Annotated in this window: 11 protein-coding genes; all 11 read right to left on the bottom strand. The window is 42.0% G+C overall.

What is annotated here, in order from left to right; translation table 11 throughout:
* Positions 1 to 15: 15 nt before the first annotated feature.
* The 11 genes from KSMBR1_RS09735 to groL (KSMBR1_RS09685) all read right to left on the bottom strand — a co-directional run bounded on the left by KSMBR1_RS09735 (position 16) and on the right by groL (KSMBR1_RS09685) (position 12,758).
* A complete protein-coding gene (locus KSMBR1_RS09735; RefSeq protein WP_099325157.1) occupies positions 16 to 1,179 on the bottom strand; it encodes a cysteine desulfurase family protein in 1,164 nt (387 codons plus the stop codon).
* Between the two features lie 21 nt (positions 1,180 to 1,200).
* Positions 1,201 to 3,390 (bottom strand): ATP-dependent helicase, encoded by a 2,190-nt coding sequence (locus KSMBR1_RS09730; RefSeq protein WP_099325156.1) that lies wholly within the window; start codon positions 3,388 to 3,390, stop codon positions 1,201 to 1,203.
* Positions 3,387 to 3,941, bottom strand: a complete 555-nt coding sequence (locus tag KSMBR1_RS09725) for a class I SAM-dependent methyltransferase (RefSeq protein WP_230408063.1) — start codon at positions 3,939 to 3,941, stop codon at positions 3,387 to 3,389. Before KSMBR1_RS09725 ends, KSMBR1_RS09730 begins: the two co-directional genes overlap by 4 nt.
* Positions 3,942 to 4,164: 223 nt before the next feature.
* Entirely contained in the window at positions 4,165 to 5,505 is a 1,341-nt protein-coding gene (der, locus tag KSMBR1_RS09720; protein ID WP_099325155.1) for a ribosome biogenesis GTPase Der, read from the bottom strand.
* A gap of 144 nt (positions 5,506 to 5,649) precedes the next feature.
* The gene (locus KSMBR1_RS09715) at positions 5,650 to 6,855 is read right to left on the bottom strand and encodes a hypothetical protein (protein ID WP_099325154.1); all 1,206 of its coding nucleotides are present in this window, start codon (positions 6,853 to 6,855) and stop codon (positions 5,650 to 5,652) included.
* Positions 6,848 to 7,051, bottom strand: a complete 204-nt coding sequence (locus KSMBR1_RS09710) for a DNA gyrase inhibitor YacG (protein ID WP_099325153.1) — start codon at positions 7,049 to 7,051, stop codon at positions 6,848 to 6,850. Before KSMBR1_RS09710 ends, KSMBR1_RS09715 begins: the two co-directional genes overlap by 8 nt.
* Entirely contained in the window at positions 7,038 to 7,325 is a 288-nt protein-coding gene (locus tag KSMBR1_RS09705; protein ID WP_099325152.1) for an FmdB family zinc ribbon protein, read from the bottom strand. The genes KSMBR1_RS09710 and KSMBR1_RS09705 overlap by 14 nt, the downstream gene beginning before the upstream one ends.
* 76 nt (positions 7,326 to 7,401) lie before the next feature.
* The gene (gene dnaJ / locus KSMBR1_RS09700) at positions 7,402 to 8,520 is read right to left on the bottom strand and encodes a molecular chaperone DnaJ (RefSeq protein ID WP_099325151.1); all 1,119 of its coding nucleotides are present in this window, start codon (positions 8,518 to 8,520) and stop codon (positions 7,402 to 7,404) included.
* A gap of 518 nt (positions 8,521 to 9,038) precedes the next feature.
* Entirely contained in the window at positions 9,039 to 10,658 is a 1,620-nt protein-coding gene (groL, locus tag KSMBR1_RS09695) for a chaperonin GroEL (protein ID WP_099325150.1), read from the bottom strand.
* Between the two features lie 49 nt (positions 10,659 to 10,707).
* Positions 10,708 to 10,998 carry a co-chaperone GroES gene (gene groES / locus KSMBR1_RS09690; RefSeq protein WP_099325149.1) on the bottom strand — a complete coding sequence of 97 codons (291 nt, stop codon included), beginning with the start codon at positions 10,996 to 10,998 and terminating at the stop codon, positions 10,708 to 10,710.
* Between the two features lie 89 nt (positions 10,999 to 11,087).
* The gene (groL, locus tag KSMBR1_RS09685; RefSeq protein WP_099325148.1) at positions 11,088 to 12,758 is read right to left on the bottom strand and encodes a chaperonin GroEL; all 1,671 of its coding nucleotides are present in this window, start codon (positions 12,756 to 12,758) and stop codon (positions 11,088 to 11,090) included.
* Positions 12,759 to 13,121 lie beyond the last annotated feature (363 nt).

Here is a 13,121-nt window from a genome sequence, read left to right as displayed (position 1 = left end):
TATTATTATTTTCTGTTATTTCTGCTGGTACAATGGGGACATCTGTCGAAGACGTTCCACAATGGGAGGCATTTTTTCAAGGACACATTCAACGTCTTCTTCCGTATTCTCCCTCCCGATACTAAAAAGTACCGTACCCTGAGCCAGCGCAGGGTCTACGCCTGTCGCCATTATTACATGTGACGCCTTCAAAGAGCGTGAAGTGCATGCGGAACCGCTTGAAATTGCAATGCCCTGCATATCCAGAAACAACAGCACCGATTCACCTTCAATAAATTCTATGCACACGCTCAGATTTCCCGGAAGCTTGTTTGTCAAATGCCCGTTTATATGGATATGGCTGATTTTTCCCAACAACCCGTCGTGCAGCATGTCTCTTAATTTCTGTATCTGTTTTGTTCGTTGCGGCATTTCGCTCTTTGCCAATTCAGCCGCTTTTCCCATACCAACAATGCCGATAACATTTTCCGTTCCAGCCCTTCTGCCACCTTCCTGCACCCCGCCTTCTATCAAGGGAAGAAGCCTTACCCCTTCTCTCACATAAAGCGCACCAGTTCCTGACGGGCCATAAAATTGGTTTGCAGACATGCTTAACACGTCAACCGCCACATCTGCAACATCTATAGGAATATTTCCTGCTGCGGCAACGGCATCTGTATGGAAAATAATGTCCTTTGCCTTAACAACCGCCGAAATTTCTCTGATCGGTTCGATTGTCCCGATTTCGCCATTGGCAAACAGTATCGAGACCAATATCGTTGTCGGTTTAATCGCATTTTTTACATCGTCAGGATTTACCAATCCATACTTATCAACCGGCAAACAGGTAATTTCATATCCTGATTTCTCCAGGGATTTCAGGGGATTAAGTACGGAAAAATGTTCTATTGCAGAGGTAATAATATGATTACCTTTCTTTTTGTTTGCGGCAGAGATGCCTTTTATTGCAAAATTATTTGCCTCCGTTCCGCTTGAGGTAAAAATAATTTCGTTTGCTTTTGCGTTAATAAGATTTGCCACACTCTCACGCGCACTTCGTATTGCATCGCTTGTAAATCTTCCAAACTGATGTATATTGGAAGGGTTGCCATACCCTTCTTTTAAAAATGGGATAATTGCATCTATCACCTGTGGATGCATTGGCGTTCCCGCGGCATTATCCATGTAAAGTTTTTCCATTATACCTTCCTTCTTTTCATCCTAAGTTACTTTTTCCAATTTCGCATATGCCAGCATGAGATTCTTTGTTCCGCCGACATTAAAACTCACTTTAACACTTGCCTTCTCATTGCTTCCCTGCATTTCCAGGACCCTTCCGATGCCAAACACAGGATGCCGTACCACCTCGCCGTTTAAAAAAGTCCGGACATTTCCGGAGGGAAATACGTCACTTTCTGATAACACATCGCAGGCTTCCACTGCGTCGTTTTCCCATGAATTACTCTTCCCCTGATATTCGTAAGAAAAATGGTTTTCCGTCTTATCCAGCCTATCCATGCAGTCAGCATGTATTTCATCTAAAAACCGGGATGCTACACATGGTATCAATTGACCGTATCTCATCCTCCTTTTTGTGTACGTAAGAAAAAGCCTTTTCATCGCCCGGGTTATGCCCACATAGCACAACCGCCGTTCTTCTTCAATTTCTTCCTCTGAAATCCGCGATTCTGAATGAGGCAATAAACCCTCTTCCATACCGGAAATAAACACGACAGGAAATTCCAGCCCCTTCGCCGTATGCAATGTCATAAGCGTCACCGCTTCCGCCATGTCTTCAACCGTATCCAAATCGGAAATAAGCGCCACTTCCTCTAAAAAACCCTGCAAAGAACCGTCAGTATGGTTTGCATCATATTCATGGGCAGCATTCACCAATTCTTCCACATTCGCTATGCGGTCCTCAGACTCTTTTTCTTCAGATTTTCTGAGAAAATGGATATACCCTGTTTTGTCAATTATGCTTTTAAGTGTTTTTTCCACTGACGTCTCCGGCATATGGCGCAAGACCATAATTAGTTCATAAAACCTTTTTATTGCCGCGGCAGATTTGCCGGTGACTTCATGAATTGCATCCACAATCCCAATGGCGTTGAATAGTGTTGACTCCCGGCTCTCAGCCCATTCTTTTATTTTCTTAACTGTAGTAGTTCCAATACCGCGGGCCGGCGTATTAATCGCACGTTCTAACGCCGAGTCATCGCATGGATTTACGCATAATCTAATATACGCCAGTATATCTTTTATCTCCTTTCGCCGGTAAAATTCGACGCCGCCAACTATTACATAGGGAATCCCGGCATTTCTGAGTGCTATTTCCAGCGTCCTGGATTGGGCATTGGTACGATAAAACAGGGCTATCTCCGTATATTTTATTCCATTTCCGCGCAGCGCCCTGATTGTTTTTGCGATTTCTTCCGCCTCGCTATGTTCATTCTCGCAATGTATTGTCTTTATCTTTTCCCCATGTTCATTTTCCGTCCAGATTTCTTTCTGCTTCCTGTATTTATTTTTTTGAATAACACTCGATGCCGCCAGCAGGATGTTCTTTGTCGAACGATAATTTTGCTCCAGTAGCACGACCCTGGCGTCGGGATAGTCTTTTTCAAAATCCATTATGTTTCTTAAATCCGCACCGCGCCAGCCGTAAATCGACTGGTCAGGGTCTCCCGTCACACAAATATTTTTGTATTTCTGTGCTAGCAGCCGTGAAATAGCATATTGAACAAAATTAGTATCCTGATATTCATCGATGAGGATATATTTAAACCGTTCCTGATATGAAGACAATACATCCGGGCGTATTTTTAAAAGTTCAACCGTCTTTATGAGAAGGTCATCAAAGTCCAGAGCATTGCCGGATTTTAGCATGGTATCATATTTTTTATAAATTTTTGCAACCATTTGGTGATAAATATCTGACGCTGTTGCAGCGAATCGTTCATGGTCGATAAGTTTGTTCTTGGCATTGCTGATGGAACTTATAATACTCCTCGGCTTCCAGTGGGCGGTATCAATCTCTAAATCGGCCATGATGGATTTAATCCTGTTCAATTGATCCACCGTATCGTAAATGGTAAAATCTTTTGAATAACCAAGCAATTCTATATCTTTTCTTAAAATTCTTGAGCACATCTTGTGGAATGTGGAGACCCACATTCCTTTATGAGAGGAAAATTTTTTCACCCTTTCAGCCATTTCATTTGCCGCCTTATTGGTAAATGTTATGGCCAATATATTGTATGGGGAAATACCTTCCGACATTAAATAGCCGATACGCCGTGTGATTACCCGTGTTTTTCCGCTACCCGCGCCCGCAACAATCAAAAGAGGACCGTCAATATGGGTAATCGCTTCACGCTGTTTGTCCGTAACATCTTCTAAAAATTTCATTTGTATTTTTCCGCAATTAAACTTGCTATCGCCTTTTTATCGTCTAAAACGAGTTCCCGGTAATAAATAATCTTAAAATCCATGAAAAAATACAGCAGCTCATTCGGTTTTAATAAATATTCTTTGTTCTTAGGCCCGTCAAAACCGCGTTCAGCATTCTCAACAGTAAAGGTCTCGTACATGATCATTCCCCCGACCTTGAGAGAGTCCTTTATTTGAGGAATGAGATCCCTTTGTAAGTAGTAAAAACAGGTTATTGCATCATAGGAATTTTTGGGCAATTTATAGTCTTTCAAATCCGCTACAAATGCATTAATGCGGACATTGTTTTCTTTTGCCAGATTTTTTGCCTTTTCAATGGCGACGGCAGAAACATCGCAGCAGTCCACCTCGAACCCGTTTTTTGCCAAAAAAACGGCATTGCGGCCTTCGCCCGTTGCAACATCCAATGCTTTTCCTTTGGGTAAAAGACTAATATGTTCCTTTAAAAATGCGGTAGGCTCCCTGCCAAAAATATATTCCTCCGTCTTATATCTGCTATCCCAAAACAATTTATCCTGGTCACCTGCAAATAATACAGTTACACATATTAAAAAAAACATTATAAACAAAAAACCAAGATAAAAACTATTATATTTTATGATCTTCAGCATTTTTGGATGCATTCGGGGATGGGTTTTAAGAAATTTATTTGCGGTTTATCTGTAGAAAATACTTACAGGGAAAATTTGTTGGGTTTTTGTCTTTTGAATCCACAACTGATTTAAATATGAACTATGAATGTTCCGTTTTCTGTTTTGTCTGTGATCTTTGACGGAAATAAAATTTAAGAGGAATTTCCGGGAATGCCAGTTTGCGGCGAAGCTGATTACCAAGGTATCGTTCATAATTATTATCAAAAAGTGTGGGGTCATTTACAAATATTACAAATGTAGGGGGGGCGACACTTATTTGAGTACAGTAATATATCCTCGGTGTTTTTGACTTTCTTTGCCCGGGACGTTGCAACTTCAGGGCATCTTCTACCACCTTATTTAACTCCGACGTTGAAACCCTTGTATTGGCCTGCTCATAAAGATCCATCGCAAGGTGAATCATCTCGGCAACGTGATCGTTGTTTTTGGCGCTAATAAATGAAATAGGGACAAATGAAAGACCCGGCAGGCTTTTATTTATATACTCATGATATTCTTCTGTTTCAATGCCCTTAACCAAATCCCATTTGTTAATAACGATCACACATGGTTTTCTTTCCAGGTCGATGTACGCCCCTAACTTCTTATCTACATCTGAGATTTTGAGGGTTGCATCAATCAGGAACAATACCACATCTGCCCGCCGGATAGACCTTTCCGCACGAGCCATGCTGTAAAATTCGATAGAATCTTTTACCTGGCTTTTTTTGCGTACACCGGCGGTATCTATTGCTAAAAACTGTTTATTATCCATTTCAAATTTCACGTCAATTGAATCCCTTGTCGTTCCAGGCACCTCGCTTACAATGACACGTTGCTTTCTGGCAAGGGTATTAATTAAAGTGGATTTTCCCGCATTTCGCTTCCCTACTATTGCCATTTTCATAATAGGTACGGAATCTGTATTGTCGTAAGGTTCCTGGAGAGGAAAAAGAGAAATGATTTTGTCAAGCAAGTCCGACCTGCCATATCCTTCTATTGCAGAAACCGGGTGTGGTTCTCCAAAACCCAGTTCGTTAAATTCGCCCATTGAATGCTCAAATTTCGGTGTATCGACCTTATTTGCGATAAGGATTACTTCCTTTTTTACATGCCGTAATCTTTCTGCGACAATTCTATCTAAAGGCGTGACGCCTTCGCGTACATCAACAACAAAAAGAACAACATCCGCCGCCGCAAGCGCTACTTCTATCTGCATCTCAATATCTTCTGTAAGGCCGTCTGAATCTGTTATCCCCATGCCGCCAGTATCAACCAACTCAAACACACAATCCTTATGGCGTATTTCGGTTGATACCCGGTCTCTGGTTACACCGGAGGTAGGTTCAACAATAGATATTCTCCGTCGGGAAAAACAATTAAACAACGCAGATTTTCCCACGTTTGGCCTTCCGACAATTACTGCTACCGGTATTTGCATTTTTACCCCAAATTGATTGCTATTAAATTAGGTTTGGTTTTAAAAGACCTGTCACAATTATTTATTGTGTCACGGCTCCATCAAACAGTGTGGAAGGAAATGCATTTGATGCTCTGCATGAATTGAATTGGCAAGGCAATACGATTATTCCTTAAATTGGTCACTCCGGACATCATCATTGTGTGTATTTTCGGAAAGTTTCTTTATATCATCATTTTTAATATCAGTCGTCAGTTCATTCCGGCTGTTATTTTCCAAATACACATCGGTAACATTGGTACTATCTATTTCTTTTCTCAATAAAAAATAAATAACTGTTTTCGCGGAAAATACATAGTTAATAAAAAAATTCCATACGGCCAATTTAATACAAAAGATATAAACAATCAACATGCCCGCAAGGAATTTCAGAGACCACCCGGCAAGAACAGATGCCACTGCCTTTGATTCGTCAGCAGGCTTCATGCAAAAGCCTAAACATGCAATATTATATCGTTGCAGTATATATGCTTTAACGGTATAAAATTTTTCTCCCATCCCAAATCCTACCGTACAGAAAGACAGATGAATCACCAGCCATGCAAAAAAAGCAACTATTGAAACGCAAATAATGCCATATACTATATATATTCCACAATACCCCAAAAACCGTTTTGGTCTTGAAATTACATAACTGTATGCACGGCTTACCGCGTCAAATGCATCCGACCCTTCAGCGCTAATGGTAGGGTACATAAAACACATACCCAATACACCTATTATCCCGACTAACACCATCAATAAGCCGGCAACAAAGGCAAAGGGAAACCCTAAAGCAACCACACATTCCCCCAATACCGGTATCCTTCCTATTAAACCGCCAATTACATTGCATATTCCGAAAAAAAACACCCCTATAAAAGGAATCATTGGCGACCAAAAAAATGACCAGAATTTTTTTCTGGCAAATATAACAGCATCTATTAACCTAACATTTTCATCCCTCGCATAATCCAGTGCAGCTATTCTGGTAATTGCACCGCCAAAAAATGACCATATTGCCAGGAGTCCCAGAGCAATTGTTATAAAGAATATAAATCCGCCCACACTGAACATCGCTGCGGCAGATGAAAAATTTGCTCCATGTATGGGGCAATTATCCCGCATCGGGGATAAAATAATTTTCGTAAAAAAGAACGGTGATAAATTTATTATTTTTAGTGCAGAAAAAAAAGATGCCGCCGTCATACACCAGGCTAAACTGATAAGAAGGCCTGCATACCCGAGAAACATCATCTTAGGATCAAATGCCATTTTAAAAGCAACAAAAATATCGCGCCAGCTATGTACGTGTGTCTTTGTTTTAACCATCCATTTCCTCTCCCTTTTCATATATACATGTTGACCCGTCACTCCCCATCGGCTCCCCTATACAGTAACTCTCATCCAACCAGGCACCAAAATCAACCAATTTGCACCTGTTGCTGCAAAAAGGGAAATAGGGCAAATCCTTAATCACCTGGTAAAAGAGTATTTTTCTGCAATTCGGACAATTAATTTTCTGCATGCGTTTTTTCTGTCTTTTTCTCTTGTTTTTTATCCTTTGTTTCCGGCTTTGCTATTTCTGATTCTTTTTTTGCACTGGATTTATATTCTTCGCTCCGGTAATCCGTCTGGTAAAATCCTGAACCTTTAAAAATTATTGCCCCACCCGTCCCAATAATTCTTTCCACAGAAAAACGACCACAGGAAGGACATTCCTTCACCGGATCTGATTTTATAGATTGAAACATTTCAAATTTATGACTACATTCATTACATCTGTATTCGTATGTTGGCATATATCATACTTAATTTTTACAGCAGCACAAAAGAGCCGCAATACAATTAAGTTGTACCTCCTTTCAATAAAAAATATTATGATACCTGTTTCATTTTTTCAATAAACTTCTTTTGTCTGGAAGAAATATTATTTTTTTCCAGCTCGGCGAATTCTTTTAACAATTCTTCCTGACGCGAAGAAATCTTCGTTGGTGTTTCAACTACCACCTGAACCAGCAAATTACCTTTGCCATGCCTGTGTATATTAGGAAACCCTTCACCTTTAATAGGGATAATCTCGTTATTTTGTATGCCCTTAGGCACTTTCACCTGAATGATATTGCCAGACAATGTCGGGACATCAAGTTTGCAGCCTAATGCCGCCTGTGCAAAACTAATGGGGACTTCACACAATACATCGTTTCCATGCCTCTGAAAGATTGGATGGGGCGTGACGTGGACATCACAATACAAATCACCGGAAGGTGCTCCATTCTCTCCTGGTTCGCCCTGTCCCACCAGTCTCAGTCTTGTGCCATCTTCTACCCCTGCCGGGATCTTTACCGATATTGTCGCCCTTCTTGGATATCGTTTTGTTCCGCCGCATTTTCTGCATGGCGATTCGATAATTTTGCCAGTGCCACGGCATTTAGGACATGTAGTGCGCAATGTGAAGAACCCTTGCGATTGTTGCACCTGTCCCTTCCCTCCGCAGTAAGGACACGTAACCGGAGAAGTACCTTCCTTAGCGCCAGTACCACGGCAAGCATCGCATATTTCCCTTCGCATAAGTTCGATCTTTTTCTCTACGCCGGTAGCAACTTCTTTAAACCCCATCTCGATATCACATTTTAAACTTGCCCCTCTTTTACCGGCTTCTCCACCGCCTCTTCCCTTGCCAAAAAATTCATCGAAAATACTTCCGCCACCAAATATATCTCCAAACGCATCAAAGATATCCTCATAGGAGCTGTAACCACGAGTGCCTGTGGCCTTCAGGCCTTCTTCTCCGTATTGATCATATAATTTCTTCTTTTCGGCGTCACTCAATACTCCATATGCTTCCGCCGCTTCTTTAAACATTTGTTCAGATTCTTTATTACCGGGATTTCTATCGGGGTGATATTTCATCGCCAGTTGTCGATACGCTTTTTTTATTTCATCGCTGCCCGCGTTCCTGCTTACTCCCAATATTTGATAGTAATCTCGTCCCATAAGTATTTTATTTTTCGAATTTTATCTCTAATTATTTAAAAAGTACCAAAAAAATTATAGTGCATAGAACAGAATAAAATCAAGGAAGTTTTAAAACACCCATTCTGCCGTCAGTACGGCCTTAAAACATTGTCCACCTTTTGAAAGGTCTTTGCAATCACAGGGTATTAGTAACTATTCAGCGTATTTATTAAACTACCGGAGATCAGAGCACAACTCGTTCCCAAACAGATACTTCACTATGTTCAGTATAAGGTTTGGGAACGAGCCGTGTATCGTTTACGCTGAATAGTTACGGGTATTAAGCCCTGTAGCGGCAATTCATTAATTGCCGCTACAGAACGTCACCACTATTTCCTCGTGTTCCTAATAGTTTTTCCTGCTTTGACATGGTCATTTTAAATCACCTGCGAAGGGGTATCTGATTTTTATGACAGTGTGGTGGTGTGTACAAAAGCAAAAAGGCTACATGTAGCAGCCTTTTCACTTTAATAATGAGTAGTAGTTCTGAAATTATTTTAATGAATGCTGCCATTTATAATTTTTTCATCCTCATCCTCTTTATATTCCGTCACCATAGTCTCAGTTGTCAGCAATAAACCGGCGACACTTGCCGAATTTTGCAATGCCACTCTCGATACTTTCGCAGGATCAACAATACCCGCCACGAACATATCAACATACTCGCCAGTATTGGCATTATAGCCCATATTTGCGGAAAGCCCCTTCACTTCCTCAAAAACCACCGAACCGTCTGCCCCGGTATTATTCGCAATTTGCCGTAAGGGAGCTTCCAGCACTTTTGCAATTAAATCCATACCGATCTTCTCATCGCCGTTAGCATTTTTACTTGCCTCTTTCAGTGCAGGTATCGTACGTATGTAAGCGATGCCTCCCCCTGGCACAATACCTTCCTCAACAGCAGCCCTGGTTGCATGTAAAGCATCTTCCACGCGTGCCTTTTTCTCATTCATCTCGACTTCGGTTGCCGCCCCAACGTGTATTACCGCAACCCCGCCAGCCAGCTTCGCAAGCCTCTCGCTGAGTTTTTCTTTATCATAGTTTGACGTTGTCTGTTCAATCTGATTTTTGATTTGCCGGATCCTGGCCTGAATGTTTTCTTTCGTAGCCGCACCTTCGATTATTGTCGTGTTATCTTTATTTATGGTAATCCTCTTTGCCACTCCAAGATCTTCTATCCCGATATTCTCCAGCTTTAATCCCAAATCTTCGGTAATTGCCTTTCCGTTCGTCAATATTGCGATATCTTCCAGCATAGCCTTTCTGCGGTCGCCAAACCCTGGAGCCTTAACCGCCGCACAGCTTAATACACCGCGCAGCTTATTCACAACGAGAGTTGCCAGCGCTTCACCTTCAACATCCTCGGAAATTATCAAAAATGGTTTTCCGCTACCTGCAATCTTTTCCAACAAGGGCAGGAGATCTCTCATGCTGGATATCTTCTTCTCGTGAATTAATATATATGCATTTTCCAGCACCACTTCCATATTTTGAGCATCTGTTATGAAGTAAGGAGAGAGATACCCCTTATCAAACTGCATACCTTCAACAATTTCTAAAGTAGTCTCTATCCCCTTCGCCTCTTCAACCGTAATCACGCCGTCTTTCCCTACCTTATCCATCGCGTCTGCAAGAAGATTTCCAATAGAAGCATCATTGTTTGCAGAAATTGTACCCACTTGCGCAATCTCTGCGCGTCCTTTTATGGGGATGCTTAACTGTTTCAGTTCTGCGACCACAACGTCCACCGCCTTGTCAATACCCCTTTTGAGCGCCATAGGGTTAGCGCCTGCGGTGACATACTTCATCCCCTCATTGAAAATTGCCTCTGCCAGAATGGTCGCAGTAGTCGTACCATCGCCTGCAATATCACTGGTTTTTGACGCCACTTCACATACCATTTTAGCGCCCATATTTTCAAAGGGATTTTTTAATTCAACCTCTTTTGCGACAGTTACACCATCCTTTGTAACAGAGGGGGCGCCAAAACCCTTTTCCAGTATCACATTCCTTCCGGTAGGCCCCATAGTTACCCGAACGACGTCTGCTAATTGTCTTATCCCCTTTCGAAGCGACCCCCTGGCAATTTCATCATAAATCAACTGCTTTGCTGCCATGTTATAACCTCCAAGAAATTACAATTTAATTATTTGCCATTGCTCAAGCTTAGTTAACTTTCGCCAAAATGTCGCTTTCTCTCATAATCAAATATTCTTTGCCGTCAACCGTAACCTCTGTTCCTGCGTATTTTCCGTATAAAACCACATCGCCCACCTTTACCAATAAATCTGCTCTTTTACCATTTTCCAATAATTTTCCTTCGCCAACTGCTATTATTTTTCCTTTTATTGGTTTTTCTTTTGCTGTCTCAGGTAAAACGATACCACCCTTTGTTTTTTCCTCAGCTTCCATAGGCTGAACAACTACCCTGTCATCTAACGGTTTAATGTTTGCCATACTCTTTTATTTACCTCCTTAGCAATAAATTGATTGAAAAAATCTTTTTCCCTAAAACTTTTATATACTCTTTTTAACGAACCTGACGGCTACATCATTCCCATGCCGCCCATACCACCCATACCACCCATACCACCCATACCGCCCATGCCACCCATACCAGATGGCATGCCTTCGCCTTCTTTCTTAGGGATATCGGTAATAATGCATTCGGTGGTCAATAATATTCCGGCAATGCTTATGGCATTCTGGAGAGCGCTTCTCGTCACCTTCGTAGGGTCGATTACGCCGGCCTCTATCATATTGCAGTAATCTCCCTTGTCTGCATCATAGCCATACATAGAATCACGGGCGTCTAGTATTTTCTTTACAATTACAGACCCTTCAAGCCCGGCATTTTTAAATATTTGTTTTGCCGGAGAGGAAAGAGCCTTTTTTACAATATCAACGCCCATTGCCTCATCACCATCCAGTTTAAGCTTTTCTAAAACTTCAATGGTATTGAGGAGAGCAACACCGCCGCCTGGCAAAATACCTTCTTCAACAGCAGCCCGCGTAGCATGCAACGCGTCTTCAACCCGTGCCTTCTTTTCTTTCATCTCACTTTCCGTGGCGGCTCCCACCAAAATCTGAGCAATGCCGCCCGCAAGCTTCGCCAAACGTTCCTGCAGCTTTTCCCTGTCATAATCCGAGGTTGTTGTTTCTATCTCGTTTCTTATCTGATTGATCCTGCCGGATATGGCGTCAGAGCTGCCGGCGCCCTGCACAATCGTAGTGTTATCACTGTCGATAGTGACTTTTTTAGCGCGCCCCAAATCGCGAATATCAATATTTTCCAACTGAATTCCAAGATCTTTAAATATGGCCTTCCCGCCGGTAAGGGTTGCAATATCATCCAACATAGCCTTCCTGCGGTCTCCGTAACCCGGCGCTTTTACTGCTGCACAACTTATAGTGCCACGAAGTTTATTAACAACAAGGGTTGCCAATGCCTCCCCTTCCACATCTTCCGCTATAATTAAAAGAGGAACTCCCGTTTTCGCCAATTTTTCCAGCAGTGGCACAAGCCCCTTAATCGTCGATACCTTATCCTCGAATACCAGAATATAGGGATCCTTTAATTCCACCTCCATAGTATCCTGATTTGTTACAAAATGCGGGGAAAGGTAGCCACGGTCAAACTGCATGCCTTCCACTACTTCCACGCGTGTATCAAGACCTTTTCCTTCTTCGACGGTGATCACACCATCTTTCCCAACCTTATCCATTGCATCGGCAATCATTTTACCAACTTCTTTATCGTTATTTGCCGCAATGGAGCCGATATTAGCAATATCATTTTGGTTCTGAACCTTTTTGCTCATTTCTTTTAATTTGCTTACCACCTTTTCCTGGGCCTTGCGCATCCCCCTGTTGAGCGCCATTGGGTCTGCGCCGGACGTCACGCACTTTAGTCCTTCCAAAAATATTGCCTCAGCCAGAACCGTGGCAGTTGTGGTGCCATCCCCGGCCACATCACTTGTCTTTGAAGCAGCCTCCCTCACCAACCGGGCGCCTGTATTTTCATAAGGGTCTATCAGCTCCGTCTCATCTGCTACCGTTACTCCATCTTTAGTTACGGTTGGGCTCCCGTACCCCTTATCCAACACAGCATTTCTGCCCCTTGGCCCCAAAGTCACCTTAACTGCCCTTGCGAGTTTTGTCACCCCTCTGGCAATCGCGGCTCTTGCCTCATCACTAAAGGCCAATTGCTTCGCCATCAAGTACCTCCTTTCAAAATTCCGGATAGAGATTATACTACGCTCATGATAGTATCATAAAACTTACTAACCCAACAGTAACGAGCAAAACACATGCCTCAGCCAAATTGTTGTTAATAATATGCCTTAACCAGCACAAATATTAAGTTTTACACCTTGCGGAACAATATAGTTATAGCCATTGAATATGCCATAGTGACAGAATTAAAAAACCGCCATCTATCGCAACTGTCAGTATGGCAGAGTTTTCATTTCCTCAAAAAATCCTTATGACAAAGACGAGAGGCTTAACCAAATAAAATTAAGGAAATTTGCTCTAAAAACAAGATACAATTGTTTTTTCTATTTATACTATTGACTTTC

This window comes from Candidatus Kuenenia stuttgartiensis, assembly GCF_900232105.1.
GTDB lineage: Bacteria > Planctomycetota > Brocadiia > Brocadiales > Brocadiaceae > Kuenenia > Kuenenia stuttgartiensis_A.
The sequence above is the reverse complement of the archived record's forward strand: the minus strand, read 5'-3'. Positions and strand labels throughout refer to the sequence as shown.